Origin of the sequence: Streptomyces albidicamelliae, assembly GCF_025642175.1 — a bacterium.
GTDB lineage: Bacteria > Actinomycetota > Actinomycetes > Streptomycetales > Streptomycetaceae > Streptomyces > Streptomyces albidocamelliae.
Genome location: NZ_CP106795.1, coordinates 6,863,489 through 6,884,908, shown reverse-complemented (window position 1 = coordinate 6,884,908; position 21,420 = coordinate 6,863,489). Strand labels below are relative to the sequence as shown.

14 protein-coding genes and 2 pseudogenes are annotated in these 21,420 nt (G+C 74.9%); 10 read left to right on the top strand and 6 right to left on the bottom strand.

All coding sequences use genetic code 11. The annotated features are described in order from the left end of the window. The first annotated feature begins 3 nt into the window (after positions 1-3). Genes pcaG through pcaDC form a run of 3 tightly spaced genes read left to right on the top strand, consistent with a single transcriptional unit; the run spans position 4 to position 3,088 of the window. The gene (pcaG, locus tag N8I86_RS31110) at positions 4-606 is read left to right on the top strand and encodes a protocatechuate 3,4-dioxygenase subunit alpha (RefSeq protein WP_263279248.1); all 603 of its coding nucleotides are present in this window, start codon (positions 4-6) and stop codon (positions 604-606) included. Then, positions 603-1,949, top strand: coding sequence for a 3-carboxy-cis,cis-muconate cycloisomerase (gene pcaB, locus N8I86_RS31105; RefSeq protein ID WP_263279247.1), 1,347 nt, complete (start codon positions 603-605; stop codon positions 1,947-1,949). Before pcaG ends, pcaB begins: the two co-directional genes overlap by 4 nt. Next, a complete protein-coding gene (gene pcaDC / locus N8I86_RS31100; RefSeq protein ID WP_263279246.1) occupies positions 1,946-3,088 on the top strand; it encodes a bifunctional 3-oxoadipate enol-lactonase/4-carboxymuconolactone decarboxylase PcaDC in 1,143 nt (380 codons plus the stop codon). The genes pcaB and pcaDC overlap by 4 nt, the downstream gene beginning before the upstream one ends. An 81-nt stretch (positions 3,089-3,169) precedes the next feature. Here pcaDC and N8I86_RS31095 read toward each other — a convergent pair whose 3' ends face one another. Beyond that, complete coding sequence (locus tag N8I86_RS31095; RefSeq protein WP_073891566.1) at positions 3,170-5,851, bottom strand: ATP-binding protein; 2,682 nt, start codon at positions 5,849-5,851, stop codon at positions 3,170-3,172. 175 nt (positions 5,852-6,026) lie between these two features. Between N8I86_RS31095 and N8I86_RS31090 the strand changes: the two genes are divergently transcribed. From N8I86_RS31090 to N8I86_RS31080, 3 genes and pseudogenes are all read left to right on the top strand, one after another. Beyond that, positions 6,027-7,319, top strand: a complete 1,293-nt coding sequence (locus N8I86_RS31090) for an MFS transporter (protein WP_263279245.1) — start codon at positions 6,027-6,029, stop codon at positions 7,317-7,319. Further along, positions 7,310-8,506: an anhydro-N-acetylmuramic acid kinase gene (locus N8I86_RS31085; RefSeq protein ID WP_263279244.1), complete on the top strand. Its 1,197-nt coding sequence runs from the start codon at positions 7,310-7,312 to the stop codon at positions 8,504-8,506. The genes N8I86_RS31090 and N8I86_RS31085 overlap by 10 nt, the downstream gene beginning before the upstream one ends. A 519-nt stretch (positions 8,507-9,025) precedes the next feature. Further along, positions 9,026-10,098: pseudogene (locus N8I86_RS31080) on the top strand (DUF2510 domain-containing protein). Positions 10,099-10,251: 153 nt separating this feature from the next. Here the strand turns inward: N8I86_RS31080 and N8I86_RS31075 are convergent. Continuing rightward, positions 10,252-10,893, bottom strand: a complete 642-nt coding sequence (locus N8I86_RS31075; RefSeq protein WP_263279243.1) for a TetR/AcrR family transcriptional regulator — start codon at positions 10,891-10,893, stop codon at positions 10,252-10,254. Positions 10,894-11,157: 264 nt separating this feature from the next. Here N8I86_RS31075 and N8I86_RS31070 point away from each other — a divergent pair, with 264 nt between their 5' ends. Together N8I86_RS31070 and N8I86_RS31065 are read left to right on the top strand one after the other, a co-directional pair. Then, positions 11,158-11,958, top strand: coding sequence for a phosphatase PAP2 family protein (locus N8I86_RS31070; protein ID WP_263279242.1), 801 nt, complete (start codon positions 11,158-11,160; stop codon positions 11,956-11,958). Next, positions 11,955-12,950 carry a DMT family protein gene (locus N8I86_RS31065; RefSeq protein WP_263279241.1) on the top strand — a complete coding sequence of 332 codons (996 nt, stop codon included), beginning with the start codon at positions 11,955-11,957 and terminating at the stop codon, positions 12,948-12,950. Before N8I86_RS31070 ends, N8I86_RS31065 begins: the two co-directional genes overlap by 4 nt. Positions 12,951-13,028: 78 nt before the next feature. Here N8I86_RS31065 and N8I86_RS31060 read toward each other — a convergent pair whose 3' ends face one another. The 4 genes from N8I86_RS31060 to N8I86_RS31045 all read right to left on the bottom strand — a co-directional run bounded on the left by N8I86_RS31060 (position 13,029) and on the right by N8I86_RS31045 (position 17,738). Then, a complete protein-coding gene (locus N8I86_RS31060) occupies positions 13,029-13,868 on the bottom strand; it encodes a phospholipid scramblase-related protein (protein WP_073891579.1) in 840 nt (279 codons plus the stop codon). 66 nt (positions 13,869-13,934) lie between these two features. Beyond that, on the bottom strand, positions 13,935-15,983 hold the full coding sequence (locus tag N8I86_RS31055; RefSeq protein ID WP_263279240.1) for a phosphocholine-specific phospholipase C: 2,049 nt from the start codon (positions 15,981-15,983) through the stop codon (positions 13,935-13,937). A 211-nt stretch (positions 15,984-16,194) separates the two neighbouring features. Next, complete coding sequence (locus tag N8I86_RS31050) at positions 16,195-16,656, bottom strand: hypothetical protein (RefSeq protein ID WP_073891584.1); 462 nt, start codon at positions 16,654-16,656, stop codon at positions 16,195-16,197. A gap of 134 nt (positions 16,657-16,790) precedes the next feature. Beyond that, positions 16,791-17,738: a hypothetical protein gene (locus tag N8I86_RS31045; protein ID WP_263279239.1), complete on the bottom strand. Its 948-nt coding sequence runs from the start codon at positions 17,736-17,738 to the stop codon at positions 16,791-16,793. A 224-nt stretch (positions 17,739-17,962) separates the two neighbouring features. Between N8I86_RS31045 and N8I86_RS39100 the strand changes: the two are divergent. Continuing rightward, positions 17,963-18,490, top strand: a pseudogene (locus N8I86_RS39100) (AfsR/SARP family transcriptional regulator); the annotation flags it as partial. Positions 18,491-18,591: 101 nt separating this feature from the next. Continuing rightward, positions 18,592-21,420, top strand: coding sequence for a BTAD domain-containing putative transcriptional regulator (locus N8I86_RS31035; protein WP_263279238.1), 2,829 nt, complete (start codon positions 18,592-18,594; stop codon positions 21,418-21,420).

The following is a 21,420-nucleotide window of genomic DNA, read 5'->3' as shown; positions in this document are numbered from 1 at the left end:
GCCATGACGAAGACCGACACGAGCGGCCCGGAGCGGGTGCTGCCCACACCGTCCCACACGGTCGGCCCGTTCTACGGCTACGCGCTGCCGTTCCCCGGCGGCGAGGAGATCGCACCGGCCGGACACCCGGACACGGTCACCGTGCACGGGTACGTCCTCGACGGCGAGGGCCGGCCGCTGCCGGACGCCTTCGTCGAGGTGTGGGGCGCGTGCCCCGACGGCACGGTCCCCCGGGTGGACGGCGCCCTGCGGCGCGATCCGGCGACCGGCGGCCATCTGGGCCGCAACGGCGTGGAGTTCACCGGCTGGGGCCGCGCCCAGACCGACGCGAACGGCCACTGGTACACCCGTACGCTGCGGCCCGGCGCGCGCGGCGGCGGCGCGCCGTACCTGAGCGTGTGCGTCTTCGCGCGGGGCCTGCTCACCCATCTGTTCACCCGGATCTACCTGCCGGGCGACGAGTCCGCGCTGGCCGCCGACCCGCTGCTCGGCCGGCTGGGCGAGCGCCGCGGCACGCTGATCGCGGACGAGGAGGCGGCGGGCACCCACCGTTTCGACATCCGCCTCCAGGGCGAGGGCGAGACGGTCTTCCTGGAGTTCCGGTGACCTCGGCGTTCCCGGCCCCCGACGACCACGACGCCGGACTGCTCGGCCCCGGGTGGACCGGTGCCCCGGCGGCCCGCACGACGGACGACACCGCCTACCTGCGCGCCCTGCTCGACGCCGAGGCCGCCCTGACCCGCGCCCAGGCCGCGTTGGGCCTCGCCCCCGCCGAGGCCGCCGCCGCGGTGACCGAGGCCGCCGACCCGGCCCGCTTCGACCTCCGCTCCCTCGCCGCACGCGCCCGTGCCGGCGGCAACCCGGTCATCCCGCTCGTCGCCGACCTCACCCGGGCGGTGGGCGAACCGTACGGCCCCTACGTGCACCGGGGTGCGACGAGCCAGGACATCATGGACACCGCCGCCATGCTGGTCGCCGCGCGCACCCTGGACCCGGTCCTCGCCGACCTCGCCCGGACCGAACGCGCCCTGGCCCGGCTGGCCGCCACCCACCGGGACACGCCGATGCCGGGGCGCACCCTCACCCAGCACGCGGTGCCGACGACGTTCGGCCTGAAGGCGGCCGGCTGGCGCGCCCTGGTCCTGGACGCACGCGACCGGACCGCCCCGGTACGGCAGGCACTGCCCGCGCAACTCGGCGGCGCAGCCGGCACACTGGCCGCCTTCCGGGCGTACGGCGCCCCGGACGCGACCGCGCTGACCGAGGCGTACGCCCGTGAAGTGGGCCTGGCCGCCGCGCCGTTGCCCTGGCACGCGCTGCGCACGCCGGTCGCCGACCTCGCCGGCTGCCTCGCGTTCACGGCGGGCGCGCTGGGCAAGCTCGCCGAGGACGTGCTGACCCTGTCGCGCACCGAGACGGGTGAGGTCTCCGAGGGCGACGGCGGCGGCTCGTCGGCCATGCCGCACAAGGCCAACCCGGTGCGCGCCACCCTTCTCGCGTCCGCCGCCCGCCGGGCCCCGCAGCTCGCGGCCACTCTGTACGGCTCCCTCGCCGCCGGGGACGAGCGGCCGGCCGGGGCCTGGCACGCCGAGTGGGAGCCGCTGCGCGAACTGCTCCGGCTGACCGGCGGCGCGGCCCGCGACGCGGCCGAACTCGCCGAGGGGCTGCGGGTGGACCCGGCGGCCATGCGGCGCGATCTGGGCCTCTCCCGGGGGCTGATCGTCTCCGAGCGCCTGTCCGCCGTCCTCGCCCCCCGCCTCGGCCGCGCCGGGGCGAAGGACCTGCTCACCGAGCTCGCCCGCCGGTCCCACGCGGAACGCCGGTCCCTCGGCGAACTCTTGTCCGAGGAGACCGAGTTGAAGGATCTGGACCTGCCCGAGCTGACGGACCCCGCCCGTTACACCGGCTTCGCCGGTGACCTCACCGACCGTGCCCTGGAGCGACGTTGACCGTGAAAGTCCTCAACCACCGGGTGGAAGGCGCCCCCTCCGCTCCCCCGCTGCTGCTCGGCCCCTCGCTCGGCACCTCCCTGGCCCTGTGGGACGGGGTGGCGCCCGAACTGTCCGCAGGGCACCGGGTGGTGCGCTGGGACCTGCCGGGTCACGGCGGGTCGGCCGCGGACCTGATCGGGCCCGGCGCGACCGTCGGCGACCTCGCCGCGCTGGTGCTGGACCTGGCCGACACGCTCGGCATCGACCGGTTCGCCTACGCGGGCGTCTCCCTCGGCGGTGCGGTCGGCCTGCATCTGGCCGTGCACCGTCCCGAGCGGCTGACCTCCCTGGCGGTGCTGTGCTCCTCGGCCCACTTCGGGGGTGAGGCACCCTGGCGGGAGCGGGCCGAGCGGGTGCGCCGGGAGGGCCTGGGGTGGCTGGTGGAGAGCGCCGACGCGCGCTGGTTCACGGCCGGGTACTCCGATCCGCGGCTGGTACGGGACCACCGTGAGGCCGACCCGGAGGCGTACGCCGCCTGCTGCGACGCGCTCGCCGCCTTCGACCTGCGCGACCGGCTCGCCGACATCGCCGTGCCCACCCTCGCCGTGGCGGGCCGGGAGGACCCCGCGACCCCGCCGGCACACCTGCGGGAGATCACCGACGCGGTGCCCGGCGCGACGCTGGTGGAGCTGCCCCGGGCCTCCCACCTGGCGCCGGCCCAGTGCCCGCGTGCCGTGCTCACCGCGCTGCGCGCCCAGCTCGACGGGCCGCCCGCGAGCGGGACGTCCGTACGCCGGGAGGTGCTGGGCGACGCCCACGTGGACCGGGCGCAGGCCCGCCAGACCCCGTTCACGGCCCGCTTCCAGGACTTCATCTCCCGTTACGCCTGGGGGGAGATCTGGACCGATCCGACGCTGTCCCGCCGTGAACGCAGCATGATCACCCTGACGGCGCTGGTCGCCCAGGGTCACCACGACGAACTCGCCCTGCACGTCCGGGCGGCGCGCCGCAACGGGCTGACGCCGGACGAGATCGGCGCGGTGCTGCTGCAGAGCGCGGTGTACTGCGGGGTGCCGGCCGCCAACTCGGCGTTCGCGGTGGCGCAGCGGGTGCTGGCCGAGGAGGAGCGGACGGGCGAGGAGCGGACCGCGGGCTGACGCCCGGCCGGGGGCGGGGCCGAGAAGCCCCCTCCCGCGCCGCACCGGCCGCCGGTCCTCCCGCGCCGTCACCGGCCTCCGCTATCCCACCCGCCCCGCTTCCAGCGCCTGCTGGGCCTGGGTCACCAGTCCGTCCGCCCCGCACGCCCGGGCGAGGTCCAGACCTCGTTCGAGCTCCGCGACGGACCGCGCGGCGATGCCGTACTCGACCCGGGCCGCCGCGTGTTCGTACTGGCAGGGTGAGGCCTCCAGGTAGGTGACGGCCTGCGCGGCGAGGGCGACCGCGCGCGGTCCGCTCGCCAGGGCGGCGGCGCAGCGCAGGGCCTCGCCGATGGCGGTGTCCGTGCCGAACCGCTCGGCCTGGCGTCGGGCGTCGGCCGCGAGCTGGGCGGCCCGGGCCGGGTCCTCGTCGGCGAGGGCCTTGGCCAGCTCGATGGACCACGGTGCGAGGACGGGGTTGTGGCCGCCCCGGGAGACCGCCGTCTTCTCGGCGGCCTCCAGTTCGTTGACGCCCTCCTCGGTACGGCCGACGGCGAGCAGCAGCCTGCCGCGCACGGAGCGGATGTCGGGCAGCACGATCGTGGACGGGTAGGGCGGCCCGAAGCCGTACTGCTCGGCGATCGCCCAGGCCTCGTCGATCCGGCCGCGGGCCAGCAGGGTGTCGACGAGTCCGCAGGTGGAGGACCAGTACAGCGGCAGGCCGCGGCCGACGCGCTCGGCGAGCACCAGGCCCTCGCGCAGGGTGGACTCGGCGTCCTTCAGCCGGCCCTGCCTGCGGTAGGCGAGTCCGAGGAAGGCGTTGGCCAGGGAGAGGTGGCCGCCGCGCCAGCCCGCGCCGGTGTAGACCCGGCGGGCCTCCGCGAAGAGGCTCTCGGCACGGTCGAGCCGGTCCGCGTAGGCGTACGCGCTGCCCAGCATCATCAGCAGTTCCATGCCCCACTCCGGGTCGGTCCAGCCGAGTCCGGGCGCGAGGCGGCCGTTGACGAGGGCCCGGTCGCACAGTTCGAGGACCCCGGCGGCGCTCTCGCCGTGGGTCATCGCGTCGAAGCCGCGCAGGATCAGCAGGGCGCGTTCGGCGTTGTCGCGGCCCGAGCAGGTGCGGGCCAGTTCGGCGAGGCTGCGGGAGCGGGCCGGGGCGACGGTCTCGCCGTGGATGTTCTCCCACATGTACTGGAAGGCCTGGAGCCGCATCCGGGCGGGGCCCGCGTCGTGCCGGGAGGCCTCGGCCTCGACCGTGCGGACGGCCTCCTCCAGCTGGTCGTTGTGGAGCAGCGCCTGCGAGAGGCGGACGACGGCGTCCACCCGGTCGTCACCGTCGAGTCCGGGCGTGCCGAGCGCGCTCTGGAGGTGGTCGATGGTGACGGCGGGCGCGGTCAGCAGGGTGGCGCAGCCCAGTTCGTAGAGGACGTGCGCGTGCACCTCGGGGCGCGGCGGCTCCTCCAGGGCGCGCTCCAGACAGCGCCGGGCCGCGTCCGGGGCGCCGACGGCCAGGTTCTCGCGGGCGGCCTCGCGCAACTGCTCGACGAGTTCCTCGTCGTCGTCCGGGTGCACCTTCAGCAGGTGCCGGGCGGCCTCGGCGGCGCCGCGGCCGAGCTCGGTGATGATCTGGGCGGCGACGCCGTGCATGGCGGTGCACACGCCGGGCGGGATGGAGTTGTAGACGGCGGTGGCGATCAGCGGATGGACGAACTCCAGCCCGCCCTCCTCGCGTTCGGTCCCGGACTCGGGGTCCGGCGCGGTGAGGATACGGGCGCTGCAGAGGAGTTCGGCGCAGTGGCGGGCGATGTCCTCGTCCATGGTGGCGAGACGGGCGACCATGTCGACAGTGATGCCGGTGCCGAGGATGGCGGCCGCCCAGGCGAACCGGGTGGCCTCCAGGCCGAGGCCCTTGAGCCGGTCGACCAGTCCGCCGCCGCGCGCGGAGCGGTTCAGGGCGCGCAGCTCCCCCGCTCCGGCCTCGACCGGCTGGAGTTCGCTGTCCCGCACCTTGGCGAGGAGTTCGACGGTGTCGTAGAGGTTGCCCGCGGTGACGGCCCAGACCTCGCGGCAGAACGCGTCGTCGGCGTGCCGGCCGACGGTGGCGCGGGTGAGTCCCGCGATGGCGGCGGGGGTGAGGGCGCTGAGGTTGGTGACGGGGCGGGCCGCCGCGGCGGCGACGGCTTCGAGGTGGCGTGCGCTGTCCCCGCTGACCTCGCCGGGCCGGCGGGCGACCACGACGAGGACGGAGACGTCCCGCACGCACTCGGCGAACGCGGCCAGCCAGCGCAGGGTCTCCTGGTCGGCCCAGTGCGCGTCGTCGACGAGCAGCACGAGCGGCCATTCGCGGCGGGCGAGGCGGCGCACGGCAGCGACGAGTCCGTCGCAGACGTACTGCGGGTCGGGGTTGCCTTCGCCGGGATCGGCTATGCCCAGGGCGGGGCCGGCGATGTCGTACCAGTCGCCGAGGTACTCGCGGGCCTCCTCCGGCATCAGGGACAGCAGCGCGGGCTGGAGCAGCTGCCGCACCACGTTGAACGGAACGGACCTCAGGGTCTCCGCCCCGCGGGCCGTCCAGACCGTGCAGCCACGGCGTTCGGCGATGCGGCGGGTCTCCGCCAGCAGCGCCGTCTTGCCGAGCCCGGCCTCGCCGCGGAAGACGAGCAGGCCGCCCGCGGACGACTGGTCCGCGCACAGGAGGTCGAGTGCCTCCGCGACGGTGTCGATCTCCGCTTCCCGCTCCCACAGGGAAGCCGAGCCGGCCGCCGGCGGCCGTCCCTCCGTCATCCCGTTACCTCCCCAGGTCGCCCGAATGACGTACAGACCACGAGCGTAGCCGTCCGGTGGGATGTGTGGTGGCCGGTCGGGACACCTGTTGCCCCGCCGGGTGAAAGTGGGTGCGCCCGGACGACGCGCGCCCGGCCGGACCAGCCGGTCAGCAGCGGACGGAGCGTCAACATTGGTGGAGACCAGGCCGGTTCTCGGCACCGGCGCGAGGACGCGCGGGCCGACGGTGCGCGCGGTGGCCGCGGGGTCGGTGGGGAACCTCGTGGAGTGGTACGAGTTCGGCGTCTACGGGTTCCTGGCGACCGTGCTCGCCGACCGGTTCTTCGCTCCGGCGGGCGACGGGGGTGCCGGTGCGCTGGTGCGGACGTACGCCTCCTTCGCGCTGGCGTTCTTCTTCCGGCCGCTCGGCGCGTGGGTGTTCGGCAGGCTGGGCGACCGGTTCGGGCGGCGGCCGGTGCTCATCGGGGTGGTGGCGCTGATGTCGGGCGCCACCGCGCTGATCGGCGCGCTGCCCACGTACGGGACCGTGGGAGCCCTCGCGCCCTGGCTGCTGACCTCGCTGCGGATCGTCCAGGGGCTGGCGGCGGGCGGTGAGTTCGGCGGTGCGGTGGCGCTGCTGACGGAACTCGCCCCGCCGGGCCGGCGCGGTCTGTACGGGGCGTGGCAGTCGTTCACGGTGGCGCTGGGGCTGCTCGCCGGGGCGGGGGTGACGGCGGTGACGGCGACGGCGCTCACCGGCGCGCAGCTGGCCGCGTGGGGGTGGCGGCTGCCGTTCCTGCTGGCGCTGCCGCTGGGGCTGGTGGCGCTGTGGCTGCGGGCGGGGCCGGCGGAGGAGGCGTCGGAGCGCGGGCCGGGGCGTCGGGAGCCGGCCGTGCGGCTGGGCTGGCGGGTGCCGGCGCTGGCGGCGGCGCGGGTCATGGGCTGGTCGGCGGCCGGCTACACCTTCCTGGTCGTGCTGCCGTCGTACCTGCAGCTCGCGCTGCACACGGACATGCGGCACGCGCTGCTCGCCGCGGTGCCGGCGAACGCCGGGTTCGCGGCGGTGATCCTCCCGGCGGGGCTGCTCAGCGACCGGGTCGGGCGGCGGCCGGTCCTGCTCGCGGGGGCCGTGCTGGTGGTGGTGACGGCGCTGCCCCTGCTGCGTCTCCTGCAGGATCCGGGCGTCTCGGGCACGGCCAAGGGCTGGGCCCTGGCGGCGGCGGGCGCGGTCGTCGGGCTGATGGCGGGACCCGGGCCCGCGCTGCTGGCGGAGATGTTCCCGAAGCGGGTGCGCTGGACGGGGCTCGGTCTCGCCTACGCCCTGTCGAACGCGCTGTTCTCCGGCTGCGCGGGCCTGGTGGTGACCGAGGCGGTGCGGCGGACCGGGAACCCGGACCTGCCCGCCTTCTACGCGGCGGCGGCCTGCGCGGTCAGCGCCGTCGCCCTCATGGGACGTTCCAGGGAAGAGGTGAACCGATCGTGCTGGTGATCGGACTGATGTCGGGTACGTCGTACGACGCGGTCGACGCCGCGGCGGCCGAACTGCGGCTCGACGGGGACAGGTTGACGCTGCGGCCGCTGGGGATGGTGAGCGCCTCCTACGACGCGGGGCTGCGGGCGTCCCTCGCTGCCGCGCTGCCGCCGGCCGCCGTGCCGCTGGCGGAGGTGTGCCGGCTCGACACGGGCATCGGGCGGGCGTTCGCGGCGGCGGCGGTCCGGGCCAACCGTGAAGTGTGCGCGGAGCGGGCGGAGTTGGTGGCCTCGCACGGGCAGACGGTGTTCCACTGGGCGGAGGGCGGCCGGGTCCACGGCACGCTCCAGCTGGGACAGCCCGCCTGGATCGCGGAGGCGACCGGCCTGCCGGTGGTCGCCGACTTCCGGGCGCGGGACGTGGCGGCGGGCGGCCAGGGGGCGCCGCTGGTGAGCCTGGTGGACCTGCTGTGGCTGCGGGGCAGACCGGGCCGGCCCGTGGCGCTGAACATCGGCGGCATCGCCAATGTGACGGCCCCCGACGGGACGGCCTTCGACACCGGGCCGGGCTGCGCGCTGCTGGACGCGGCGGTCCGGGAGTTCAGCGGGGGGCGCCTCGCGTACGACGCGGACGGGGCGCTGGCCGCGCGCGGCGAGGTGGACGGGCGGTTGCTGCACCGGCTGCTCGGGGAGCCGTACTACGCGCTGCCGGCGCCGAAGACGACCGGCAAGGAGGTCTTCCACGCCGGGTACCTGCGGTCGGCCGGGCTGCTGGACGGTGCGCGGACCGAGGACGTGCTGGCCACGCTCACGATGCTGACGGCACGGACGATCGCGGACGCGGTACGGGCCGTCGGCGCCACCGAGGTCGTCGCGTCGGGCGGCGGCATGCGCAATCCCGTGCTGGCCGGCACGCTGCGGGAACTGCTCGCGGAGATCCCGGTGCGCGCCTCGGACGAGCTGGGGCTGCCGGCCGCGGCGAAGGAGGCGTACGCCTTCGCGGTGCTGGGCTTCCTGACCGCGCACGGCCTGCCGGCCACGGACCCCCGCAGCACGGGCGCCCGCCACCCCAGCGTGCTCGGCTCGCTGACCCCGGGCACCGCCGGCTTCCGCTGGCCGGCACCCGCTGAGTACCCGCCGCAACGCCTGGTGGTCGAGACCCCGGAACGGGCCACGGCGAACGGCACCCCGGTCGGGAGCCGGTGACGGAGAGCAGGTGCACTGGTCGGGCCGGGTGCCGGGGAGACGGCGCCCCGCTGGGCCCGGTGGCCCGAACATCCGGTGGCCCGGCACCGAATGACAGTGAGTCGCGCCCTGCCCTTGCGGCGATGACGGCGAGGGCAGCGCCGACCCCCCACGGCGGGGTGACGGCGAGGCGGCGCCGGGCCTCGACTGCGGCCCGCCCACGCGTGACACCCGGCGCGGACCGCGTTCAGCACCGTCGGCGGCACCCGGCCGGAACGACAGACCGCCCCGGGCTCGAACGGCCGGTGATCCGGCGCCGGGTGACGGCGGGCACGGGGCGGCCGGTGACGGCAGATACGGACGGCCGGTGACGCGGACAGTGGCGGCAGGCCCGGGCGGCTCGCGCGGGGCCGTCATCGGGCTGAGCCGGCGGCGGAAAGGCGCGGGTGACGAAGAAAACCGTGCCGAAATGTTCCGGTCCGCGTGATTGGCGCCGGATCCTCTCATCCCGCTTTCACCGTCGCCTCTTACGGTGGGGACATGACGCAGGTGACTCCTCCCGGGTGGTACCCCGACCCCGGGCAGACGAATGACGGTCCGCCCACCGAGCGCTGGTGGGACGGCAAGGCCTGGACGGACCAGACCCGCCCCGCCGGGACGGCCGCCGCCTGGGGTCCCCCTCCGCACCAGACCTACCCGGCCGGCGCGCCGTCCGCGCCCGCGGGGTACGGCGCATACCCGGGGCATTCCGGATATCCGGGGTATCCGGGGTATCCGGGGTATCCCGCCCAGCCGGCGGCCGGGTCGCGGCGCGGTCTGCGTACCGGCATAGCCGTCGCGGCGGCGGTCGCGGTCCTGACATGCATAGGTGTCGGCGTGTACGCCCTCACGAAGGGCGACGACGGCGGTGACCGCGCCGGGTCGCAGCAGGGACAGCCGGGCGGGCAGGACGGCGGCCGGGGCGGAGGGTTCGGCGGGCCCGGCGGCGGCTCGGGCGGCTCCGGAGGCTCGGGCGGCCCGGGGGTTCCGGGGGCCCGGGCGGCGGGTCGCCCTCGCCGGGCGGCACCGCGGTGCCCAAGGTCGAGGGCGGCGGCACGGTGCCCGACCCGGTGAACGGCATCAGCATGCCGGTGCCGAAGGGCTGGACCGGGTCGACGATCAGCGCCGGTGTGCAGGTGACCTCCGACAACTCCTACAAGTGCCCGGGCAACAGCTCCCAGACCTGCACCGCGGGCGGCGCCTACAGCGCGCCGGCGGTGGCGCTGGGAATCAACGCCGACACCGCGGAGAAGGCCGCCAAGGCGGACATCGCCGCCAACGCCAAGCAGTCCTACGGCGGCACCACCTACGGCAGCATCACCTCGCACGAGGTGCTGGCGTCCAAGGCCGTGACCGTGGCCGGGCAGAAGGGCTACCTGGTGCGCTGGAAGGCGGTCACCAGCAAGGGCGCGGACGGCTACGTGGAGTCGGTGGCCTTCCCCTCCCCCAACGACGCCAAGCAGATCGTGGTCGTGCGGTTCGGCGTGGACGTCGGCCAGAAGGTCTCCGTGATCGACGAGATCCTCGGCGGCATCAAGGTGTCGTCCGGCGGCGGGAACGGCCAGAACGTCTGACCGGCGCCCCCGGCACCCCGGGCGCCCCGGCACCCGGCGGGCGAAAGCAGTCGGCCGGGTGGGACGCCCCTCCGCTCAAGGGGAGTCCCACCCGGCCGGGGGGTGCGCGCCGCCCCCGTCCCCACGGTGCGGCGCGAGCAGGTCGCCGTTCTGTCATCCCGTGAACGGCGGCCTGGGTTCCTGTGTCAGTCCGAGCGCGGGCAGCACGGTGGCCTCCACGAACCGGACGAGGTAGTCGGCGTCCGCGTACTGGCCGCTGAGCACCGGCCGGACCCGCAGCACGCCGAACATCATGGCGGGGATGTAATCCAGCGCGAGGTTGCCCGCGGAGACCTCGCCCCGGGCCACGCCCCGATCGAGGATCTCCCGGAGCGCGGCGATCTCGGGGTAGACCAGCGCCTCGCGCAGCGCCTGCGCCAGTTCCTGGTCCGCCGTCACGGCGTGCCCGAGCGCCTGCATCAGCCGGGCGTCCTTGCCGGACCAGTCGCCCGCGGCCCGCGCGGCCTGGCGCAGGTCCTCGGCGAGCGAGCCGGTGTCGATGCCGGCGAAACGCACCCGGCGGCTGGCGCGCAGCGCCGCCGCGACGAACTGGGGCTTGGTCTTCCACTGCCGGTAGAGCGTGGACTTGCTGCAGCGGGTGCTGGCGGCCACGCCCTCCATGGTCACCGAGTCGTAGCCGCACTCGCGGATCTGCTCCAGCACGGCGTCGAAGAACTCCCGCTCACGCTCGGGCGTGAGTTTGGAGCGGCGCGAGGCGTTGACCGTCTCCGGTCCGTCCGCGGCCTGCGACGTCATGCGGCACTTCCCCTCACTCGTGTACGGCGTTCGTCCCGCGCGGCCCGCTGAAGCCCGGCTCCAGCGGTGCCCGGAACGCTGACTCCAGTGTGTCGCACATCAATCGATACGCAAGTGTACCGGTACTCAAGCGTATCGGTACACTGACGTATCGGTACAGTGTCGTATCGGTACTCGCTCGTATCGATGAGACCGACGAGCCCCGGGGTCCGCCCGGGGCCCGCGCACCACCACACGCACCACCGTCAGCGAAGGGGCCGGGGGATGAATGCCCGAACCGAGCCTGCAGAGGCCCAAGCGGAGCCGGACGCCACCACACGCCCGGCACTGATACGTGAGTTTCTGCTGGTGGCGGGGCTCTTCCTCGTCTACAAGCTCGGACGGCAGCTGGCCACCGGCCACACCGGCGAGGCCTTCCGCAACGCCCGTGACGTGTGGGAGCTCGAACGGTCGGCGCACCTCCCGGACGAGACGTCCGTCCAGTCCGCACTGCTGCACGGCGACGGCCTCGTCCACCTGGCGAACACCTACTACGCGACCGTCCACTTCCCGGCCACGCTGGCCTTCCTGGTCTGGCTGTACCTCAGGCGGCCCGCGCACTACATATGGGCGCGCCGGGTCCTCGGGGCGGTCACCGCGGCCGCCCTGGTGCTGCCGTTCACCTTCCCGCTGGCCCCGCCCCGGATGCTGAGCGGCACCGGCCTCGTGGACACCGCCCGGATCTACGGCCCGTCCGTGTACGGCCCGCCGTCCAGCGACCACCTCTCCAACCAGTTCGCGGCGATGCCCTCGCTGCACTTCGGCTGGGCGCTGATGGTGGCGGTCGGCCTGATCGCGGCCACCCGGTCCCGGTGGCGGTGGCTGTGGCTGCTGCACCCCCTGCTCACCCTGCTGGTGATCGTGGGCACCGCGAACCACTACTGGCTCGACGCGATCGTCGCGACGGCGATGCTCGGCCTCGCCCTCGCGGTGATCCACCCGCCGAGGCGGACGGCCACCACGGCCGGCCGCGGCGCGGAACGGCTCCCCGCGGGCACCTCCGTCCTGGTCGGAGCGGGCCGATGAGCGCCGCCGCCCTCGCCGCCGTGGGCCTGTCGCTGATCTCGGCCGTCGCCTACGCGCTGGCCGCCGTCGCCCAGGAGCGGCTGGCCGGCCGCGGCGCCGGCTCCGGCCTGGTGCGCCTGCTGGGCACCGGCGCCTGGTGGGCGGCGGTCGGCCTGAACGCGGCGGCGGCCCTGCTGCACGTCGTCGCCCTCAAGTACGGCCCGTTGACGCTGGTCCAGCCACTGGGCGCGCTCACCCTGGTCGCGGCGGTACCTCTCGGGGCGCGGGCCGCCGGGCGGCGGGTCAGCACGGCGGAGTGGCGCGGTACGGCGCTGACGCTCCTCGGGCTCGCCGCGCTGCTGGTCACCGCCTCGGGCCCTGCACCCGCCCGGGTGCTCTCCCTGACCGAGGCGCTGGCGGTCGCCGGTACGACGGCCGCCGCGATCGGCCTGCTGTCGCGGCCCGGTGCCCGGCCGGGCCTGCGCCACGCCACCGCGTCCGGGTTCGCCTCCGGTGTCGCCTCCGCGCTGACCCAGACGGTGACCGTGGCGGCGACCGACCGGACCGGCCCGGCGCTCGGCACCGAGGTGGTCGTGGTCGCGGTGCTCGTCGCCGCGTTCGCCGTGGGCGGGCTGCTGCTGTCGCAGACCGCGTACCGCGGCGGGCTCGGCGCCCCGCTGGCCGTGGTCACCCTCACCAACCCGGTGGCCGCCGCGGTGATCGGCCTCACCCTGCTCGGACAGGGCCTGCGGGGCGGCACGGCCGGCCTGCTGCTGGCCCTGGCCGGGGCGGCCCTGGCCGCGAGGGGCGTGCTCCTGCTCACCCGCACGGCCCCCGGACCGGCCGACACCGCACCGCCCGGCGATCGCGACGGCTTCGACGCGGACGACGCGGACGCGCACGAGGAGCACCCGGTCGCGGCCGTACTGGCGCTGGAGTCCCGGAAGGCCGCCGCCGAACCGGCGCTGGTACCGCGGCAGCCGGAGCAGCCGGGACATCTCACCGCACTGTGACCACAGACGGCGGCGGCCGGTGCCGCGGGACTCCCGCGTGCACCGGCCGCCGCCGTCGTACCGTTGTGGGGCCGCCGATCAGCCCCAGCCCCGCGCGTCCTGCTTGAGCGCGGTGTCGACCGTCAGGGCGGTCGCCACCACGAGGCTCAGCAGCGGCTCGGGCAGCTGGTAGTGGATCTGCAGGACGTAGTTGTCCGCGGTCGTGAACAGCGTCTTGGCGAGGCCTTCCCAGGTCTTGGTGATCCGGGCGACCTCGTTGTCCGCGTGGTCGACGATCGCGAAGTTCCACGCCCGCCAGTTCTCCGCCTTGATCGCGCCGACCTGCTGGCCGTTCACCATCATCGCGAAGTTGATCTTGCCGATCATGTTCTTCTGGACGATCTCGCCGATCGGCGCGCCGTCCGGGCGGCTCACGATCACGCGGGACTTGAAGATCTTCGCCGGCCGGGTCAGCAGCAGCTGCGGCTGGCCGTAGGCGTCGCGGATCTCCAGCTTGTGGGTCATGAACTGGTCGAGGCTGGAGACGAAGCGCAGGATCTTCTTCAGCGCGCTCTGCCCGACCTGGGTGACCGAACCGAGCTCGCGGCCGTTCTGATCCATGACCTTGTACTCGTTGGTCAGCTCGATCAGCTTGGCCTTCTGGTTCACGACCAGAACGGGCTCGGTGAACAGGGTCCCGCCGCCGGGGCCGCCGCCCTGCACACCGGCCTGCTTCTGCACCTGACGCTGCACCTTGGCGTCAGGACCCTGCGGCTGGGGCGGGATGTGGGCGGCGGGCTGCTGGGGAACCTGGCCGGCGGCCTGCTGCGCCGGGTTGGTGTGCTCGGTCCACTGCGCGCCGTCCCAGTAGCGGAGCGTCTGGGCCGCCCCGTGCGGATCCGGGTACCAGCCTGCAGGAGTGTTCGATTGCGTGGTCACCGGGGCACACTACCCTGATGTGACCGGTACCTGACCAGTCCGCACGGAGCGGTGTTCATCGCCCGTTCACCCCGTCACGATGGCCGGGTCGCTGACGCCGGGCAGGCCGTTCTCGACGTGACCGGCGAAGCCCCGCAGGAACGCCGCGTCGGCGTCCGTGGTGACGGTCAGGTCGTACCAGCGCTTGCTCGCCGCGAGGCCGAACGTCTGCTTCACGGTGGCCCCGGACCGCACGGTGACCGTGACCGGGCTGCCGCCGTAGCCGTTCGCGACCTTCAGGGTCACCGTGCCGGAGCCCTTGTTGGTGAACGTGAGCTCCACGCCCTCACCGGCGTGCCGGGCGGTGACCTCGGGCCCCTTGACCTTGTTGCGTCCCCTGAAGACGCGCAGGAAGCCGTTGGGGCCGTGCACGGCGAGGTCGTAGGAGCCGCCGGAGTAGGCCGAGTTCCAGGTGTCGGAGAGCGTCTTGCCCGCCTCGGTGGTGTAGCTCCACGGGCCGTCGGTACGGCTGTTGGAGGTGACGAGGAAGGCCGCGCCCGCCTGCGCCCCCGAGGCGAAGGTGAGCGTGAACTTCCCGGCCGCGGTGTCCGCCGAACCGTCCACGACCGGGGCGTACTTCAGCGGACGGGTGGGCCGGCTGCCGCGTTCCTGCCTGGGCAGGGAGGGGTTGGCCGGCGGGGTGGGCACGTAGTCGGGATGGCGGACCCGGTCCGGCGGCTGGTATCCGGCCGTGGACGGCAGCACGACCGGCGCGCTGTCCTTGCGGGAGAAGTCGAAGGCGCTGGTCAGGTCGCCGCAGATGGCGCGCCGCCAGGGCGAGATGTTGGGCTCGCGCACCCCGAAGCGGCGCTCGATGAACCGGATGATGGAGGTGTGGTCCAGCGTCTCGGAGCAGACGTAGCCGCCCTTGCTCCAGGGGGAGACGACCAGCATCGGCACCCGCTGGCCGAGCCCGTAGGGACCGGCGACATGGCCGGCGTCGCCCTTGAACAGGTCGAGCGAGGGATCCACCGTCGACCTGCCCTGCGCGGCGGAGGCCGGCGGGAAGGGCGGGACGACGTGGTCGAAGAACCCGTCGTTCTCGTCGTACGTGATGAACAGCGCCGTCTTCGCCCACACGTCGGGGTTGGAGGTGAGCGCGTCGAGCACCTGCGCGACGTACCAGGCACCGTAGTTGGCGGGCCAGTTGGGGTGCTCGGTGAAGGCCTCGGGTGCGGCGATCCAGGAGACCTGCGGCAGCCGGTCCGCCCGCACGTCGGCCTTGAGCTGGTCGAAGTAGCCCTCGCCCTTGCGCGCGTCCGTGCCGGTGCGGGCCTTGTCGTACAGCGGGTCGCCGGGCCGGGCGTTGCGGTACTGGTTGAAGTAGAGCAGTGAGTTGTCGCCGTAGTTGCCGCGGTAGGCGTCGTTGATCCAGCCCCAGCCGCCGTTCGCGTCGAGACCGTCGCCGACGTCCTGGTAGATCTTCCAGGACACCCCGGCCTGCTCCAGGCGCTCGGGGTACGTCGTCCAGCCGTAGCCGGCCTCGTCGTTGCCCAGGACCGGGCCGCCGCCCTTGCCGTCGTTGCCGGTGAAGCCCGTCCACATGTAGTAACGGTTGGGGTCGGTGGAGCCGATGAACGAGCAGTGGTAGGCGTCGCAGACGGTGAAGGCGTCCGCCAGCGCGTAGTGGAACGGTATGTCGTCGCGGGTTAGGTACGCCATCGTCGTCGCGGACTTGGCGGGCACCCACTTGTCGTACCTGCCGTTGTCGAAGGCGGTGTGCCCGTCGTTCCAGCCGTGCGGCAGGTCCTGGATGAAGGCCAGGCCGAGGTCGTCGGCGTCCGGGTGGAAGGGGAGGACGTCCTTCGTGCCGTCCGACTGCTTCCAGACCGACCTGCCGTTCTGGGTGACGGGGCGCGGGTCGCCGAAGCCCCGGACCCCCCTGAGCGAACCGAAGTAGTGGTCGAAGGAGCGGTTCTCCTGCATCAGCACGACGATGTGCTCGACGTCGTCCACCGAACCCGTCCGGTGGCGGGCGGGCAGGGCCGCCGCGCGCTGGATGCTGTTGGACAGTGCCGTGAACGCCGTCGTGGCACCCGCGAGTTGCAGGAAATGCCGCCGATTGAATTCGGGCATGAGTGAGGATCCTCTCGTCCTGACGTACGCGACACCGCCAGATGACGGAATCTGCGCGCAGCGAGTGTTCCAAGAGCAGCAAACGTCAGGGAAGGGTCGGGTGGCGCCCGTGTGAAACTCGGCGGTCCGTGCGGTGCCGTGGCCCGTCCCGCCGGCCGCGGTCGCACGGACCGCGGCCGGCGGGACGGGCCGGCCCCGGGGCCGGGCCGGGTCAGCTGATGAAGGAGCCCGGGGCGCAGGCGCTCGCCGCCACCCACACGTGCGACATGATGTTGTCGTTCATGTTCCTGCCGTTGGTGAAGTTGTTGCGGCCGAGGTTGTCCACGTACAGCTCGCCCGGCTTGAGGCAGCCGTAGGCGTCGGACGGGTAGTCCGCGAAGTAGTAGAAGGCCACGACGTCCTTGCCGCCGACGTAACCGCTGTTCATCACGGAGGAGGCGGCGTTCGCGTCGGTTCCGGTGAACGGACCGTACGGGTCGCCCCAGTTGGAGTCGTTGCCCGCCGTGACGCCGAGCAGCTCGCCCTGGCAGTCGGCGTCCCGCCAGGCGCGGACGTTGCCGTCGCGGCCCGGCCACTTGGCGTTGCAGCCGCTCGCCGCGTGGGCGGAGGCGGGGAGGGCGAAACCGAGGGCGGCGAGGCCCAGGGTGACCACGGAGACGGCCAGTTTGCGCATGATGCTTCCTTTTCTGCCGGTGACGGCTGGTGAGAGAGCGGGTGGTGCGGTCCGCGCGGTGGCGCGGGGCTCGTGGGGCGGGCGAGGGTGGCCCGCCGGGCGGTGGTACCGGGCGCGCACACCGGGACCGGAGGTCAGGCGCGCGGCGGCACGATGCGTTCGGCGCCGCGCAGCGCGGCGAGCCTGCGCTGCCGGTAGGCGTCGAGCGCGGTGCGGTAGGCCTTGGGCAGTCGGCCGAGGTAGTACGCCTCGCGGGCCCGGCCGACGGGACCCAGGGAGACGGTGCGGGCGCAGGTGGCGTCGGCGACGGCGACGCGGGTCTCGGCGGCGTACGTCCTCGCCTCCGCCGCCCGGCCCTGTCCGGCGGGGTGGTCACGGGTGGCGGCCTGGCGGGCGGCGTCCGGGTCGGGGTAGGCGTGGCCGGCCCGCGCCATGCAGCGCGACCAGGCGTGGACCGCGCTGGTGAACCTGCCGTCGTGCAGCAACTTGCCGACGTACAGCGGCCGGAGGTTGCTCGCGGTCGTGTCCAGCCGGAACCAGGTCGCCGGATCGCCGTACAGCTGCTTCTCGGCGGCGCCGGTGCAGCCGCCGGACTGTTTCGCGACCGTGCCTCCGCCGGGCTCCTCGGTCCGCAGCAGTTCGGCGGCGCGTCCACCGTCCAGCGCAGTGTCGTAGGCGGCCTTGCGGGCGGCCGGCAGGGCGGCACGGTAGGCGCCGTTGGGGTTGCGCAGCCGGGCCCGTTCCTCCTTGGCCCGGATCCGGCTGCCGTAGCCGTGGGCGCGGGCCCATCCGACGTCGTCCTGAACGTAGCGGAGGGGCCGGCTCTCCTCCCGCGTCAGCGTCCGGTCCTCCCAGTACCGGAAGCCCTGCCGGGCCATGCAGCTCCGGATCAGCCGCTGTTGGGCGTCCCCGATCCGCAGGTCCTCGGTGTAGGTGAGATCGCGCGCCTGGGCCCGCGCGGCGGGCGCGGCGGGCGGGCCGGACGCGCCGTCCCGGGCGCAGCCGGTCAGGGCGAGTGCCGCCGCCGCGACGACGACGGCCGCCTGCGTGACCGTCCCGCGGAGGGCGTCGGTGCGCTTCATCGGCAACTCCTGGGCGTGGGGTACTGGTGGAAGGGGTGGGTGAGGGGCCCTGCGTGTCTCCGGGACGTGCGTGCCCCGGCCGGGCGCGGAGCGGCGGGTGGGGCGCCCGCGGTGCGCGGGCCCGTCCCGTCGGGGTGCGCCGCGCACCGGCCGGATGCGCCTCGTGGACCCGTGCGCCGCCGGTGTGCGCTTCGTCCCGTAGACGGCCCGGGACGCGCATCCGTATGACCACCGGCCCACGGGAATTTCCGGCGCACCGGCGGGCAGGCGGATCTCGCGGATTCCCGCCGCCGGTCATACGAGTGGCGTCGCACGGCCGTCTCCCGTACGGGCGGACCTGTGCCCACCCACCGGATCCGGCCAACTGCCCTGAGGGGGACACGGGTCCGCGCGGGGCCCCGGCACCGGGCACGCGGCGCCCGAGAGCGGTCCCGGGCCGCGTTCCACGAGGGGCCGGATCACGCCAGGACGGCCCGGCTTCCGGCAGGTCCGAAGGGGGTGCGCGGATATCGTTGTCACCCGCCCGCGCGGGGGCGGTCGGGCGAGGCGATCGGGGTTCGATGTTCGAGGTACGTCTGCTCGGTCCGGTCGAGGTGTGGGAGGGCGGACGGCGGGCGCCCCTCGGCGGGTCGAAGCCCCTGGCGGTCCTCGCCGCGCTCGTCGTGCACCTCGGTGAGGTGCTGTCCACCGAGCGGCTGGTGGACTGCGTGTGGGACGAGCGGGCGCCGGCGACCGCGGGCGCCCTGGTCGCCACCCATGTCTCCGCCCTGCGGCGGGCGCTGGCCCGGCTCGGTGCCGCCGAGGTCGTCCGCACCCGTCCCCCGGCTACCTCGCCGACCTCGCCCCCGCCCAGGTGGACGCCCGCCGCTTCGAGGAACTCCTCGCGGCGGGCCGCGGGGCGGCCGGGGCGGGACGGCCGCAGGAGGCGGTGGAGGCGCTGGGCGAGGCCCTCGGCCTGTGGCGGGGCCGGGAGGCGCTGGAAGGGCTCGGCCAGTCGTTCGCGCGGATCGAGTCGGCCCGGCTGGCCGAACTGCGGCTGGTCGCCCAGGAGGAGTCGTTCGGGCTGCTGCTGGAACTGGGCCGCGAGGACGAGACCATCGCCCCGCTGCTCGCGCACGTCGCCGCCCATCCGCTGCGGGAGCGGCCCCGCGGCCAGCTGATGACGGCGCTGTTCCGCACCGGCCGGGTCTCCGACGCGCTGCGCGCGTACCGGGACGGCCGTGCGCTGCTCCGGGACGAGCTCGGCATCGACCCCGGTCCCGAACTGCGTTCCCTGCACCAGGCGGTGCTCACCAACGACACCGCTCTGCTCGGCACGCCGTCCTCCCGGCGAACGCCCGGCACCGTGCCGGCACCCCGGGTGCCCCGGGCCGCGGCCGGTACGGGCGAGGGCACGGTCCCCGGCACCGCCCGGGTGGCCGTCTTCCCGCCCGCCCCGTCCCATCTCCCGCCGGACATCGCCGACTTCGTGGGCCGGAGTACGGAGGTGGCCTGGGCGACCCGGCTGCTGGAGGGCGCCGGGGGCGCCGGCCGGACGGCTCCGCCGATCGGGGTGATCTCCGGGCGCTCGGGCACCGGCAAGACCGCGCTCGCCGTGCACGTCGGGCACCGTACCGCCGAACTCTTCCCGGACGGACGGCTGTTCATAGATCTGCGGGCGGCGGACGCCACCCCGCTGCAGCCCGCCGACGCGCTCGCCCGGCTGCTGCGGGCCATGGGCGCGGACGCGGAGGCCCTGCCCGGAGGCCTGGAGGAGCTGACCGGGCTGTACCGCACGCACGTCGGGCACCGGCGGGTGCTGCTCATCCTCGACAACGCCGCTGGCGAGGCCCACGTACGGCCGCTGCTGCCGCCCGGTGCCGGTTCGGCCGTCCTGGTGACCAGCCGCCGGCGGCTGGTGGCGCTGGAGGGTGCGGCGCATCTGGACCTGTCCGTGCCGGGTGAGCAGGACGCGCTGGAGCTGCTGCGGCGGGTCGCCGGTACCGAGCGGACGGGTGCCGAGCCGGAGCGGGCCGCGGAGATCGTCGCCCTGTGCGGGCGGCTGCCGCTCGCGGTCCGCATCGCCGGGGCGCGTCTCGCGGCCCGTCCGCACTGGGCGCCCGGCCGGCTCGCCGGGCGGCTGCGCGACGAACGGCGCCGGCTCAACGAACTCAGCGCCGGTGACCTGGAGCTGCGGTCCAGCCTGGAGCTCGGGTACGCCGACCTCGATCCGCCGGAGCAGCGGGCGCTGCGCCGGCTGGCTCTGCTGGGCCTGCCCGACTTCGCGTCCTGGATCGCCGCCCCGCTGCTGGACATCGGCACCGAGGAGGCGGAGGAGGCCGTCGAGCGGCTGGTGGACTGCCACTTCATCGACGTCATAGGGGTCGACGAGACCGGCCGGGCCCGCTACCGCATCCACGACCTGGCCCGCGAACACGCCCGTGAGCGCTGTCTCGCGGAGGACGGTGCCGAGGAGCGGGCCGGCGCGGTGCTGCGGCTCGTGGCCTGCTGGCTGGACCTGGCCCGCAAGGCGGCGGCGCGGGGGCCCGGCGGCGCGGCCCGGCACTTCCCGGAACCGGCCGCCGTACGCGCGCTCGACGCGGAGACGGAGGCGTCGCTGCTGCGGCGGCCGGCGGCCTGGTTCGCCGCCGAGCAGGCCGGGCTGCTGGCCGCCGCCGTGCACTGCGCCGACCACCAGCTGTCGCGGGCCGCCCGGGACCTGGCCGGGGCGCTGATGGCCGGATCGGCGGCCCTCTACAACCAGTTCGACGCCTGGTCCCGTTCGCACACGGCGGCCATGGCGGCGGTACGCCGCGGCGGGGACACCGAGGGCGAGGCCTGGCTGCTGGCCGGTCTCGGCCAACTGCACTACGAGAAGGACGATTTCGACACCTCGTACACCTACTTCGCGGACGCGCTGCGGCTGTTCGAGGAGCACGGCGGCGTACGGCGGGGGAAGGCGGTGGCCCTGGCCGGCATGGGCACCGCCCGTCGGGAGCAGGCGCGCTACGAAGCGGCGTCGACCCTGCTGCGGGCCGCGCTGGAGTGCTACGGGGCGGCGGACGACCTCGGCGCCCGCGCCCGGGTGCTGTACGGCATCGGGTACGTGCACCGGGAGCTGGGCGAGGACGCCGAGGCACGGCGGGCGCTGACGCAGGCCCTGGAGCTGTACCGGGCGGCCGCCGACCGGCACGGGGAGGGCCTGACCCTGCGCTCCCTCGCGCTCTGCCACCGTGCCGAGGGCGAACACGCGGAGGCGGAGCGGGTGCTGGGGGACGCGCTGCGGCTCTTCACGGAGCTGCACGACACCTTCGGCGTCATGTACACCGAGCAGTCGCTGGCCAAGGTGGAGCTGCGCACCGGCCGCAGCGCGCGGGCGGTCGAACGGCTGGAGCGCTGTCTGGCGGTCGCCCGGGAACGGCAGGACCGGTTCGGGGAGGCGCTGGTGCTGCGCACGCTGGGCGAGGCGCGGCTGGCCGCCGGTGACACCGGCGGTGCCCGCGACCCACTGGAGCGGGCGTGCGCCATCTGGGAGGAGGTGCGGCTGCCGCTGTGGCGGGCGCGGACCCGCTGGGACCTGGCGGCGGTGTGGGCCGCGGACGGCGACGCTCGGGCGGCCCGGGCGGCCCGCGCCGAGGCGCTGGCGGTGTTCCGCTCGCTGGGCTGCCGGGAGGCACGCGAACGGGAGGCGGACGCCGGCTGA

Excerpts from the sequence above, each read along its gene's own strand:
- pcaG (WP_263279248.1), top strand. The coding sequence starts at position 4 with ATGACGAAGACCGACACGAGCGGCCCGGAGCGGGTGCTGCCCACACCG.
- N8I86_RS31095 (WP_073891566.1), bottom strand. The coding sequence starts at position 5,851 with ATGACGGAGGGACGGCCGCCGGCGGCCGGCTCGGCTTCCCTGTGGGAG.
- N8I86_RS31075 (WP_263279243.1), bottom strand. The coding sequence starts at position 10,893 with ATGACGTCGCAGGCCGCGGACGGACCGGAGACGGTCAACGCCTCGCGC.
- N8I86_RS31070 (WP_263279242.1), top strand. The coding sequence starts at position 11,158 with ATGAATGCCCGAACCGAGCCTGCAGAGGCCCAAGCGGAGCCGGACGCC.
- N8I86_RS31065 (WP_263279241.1), top strand. The coding sequence starts at position 11,955 with ATGAGCGCCGCCGCCCTCGCCGCCGTGGGCCTGTCGCTGATCTCGGCC.
- N8I86_RS31055 (WP_263279240.1), bottom strand. The coding sequence starts at position 15,983 with ATGCCCGAATTCAATCGGCGGCATTTCCTGCAACTCGCGGGTGCCACG.
- N8I86_RS31050 (WP_073891584.1), bottom strand. The coding sequence starts at position 16,656 with ATGCGCAAACTGGCCGTCTCCGTGGTCACCCTGGGCCTCGCCGCCCTC.
- N8I86_RS31045 (WP_263279239.1), bottom strand. The coding sequence starts at position 17,738 with ATGAAGCGCACCGACGCCCTCCGCGGGACGGTCACGCAGGCGGCCGTC.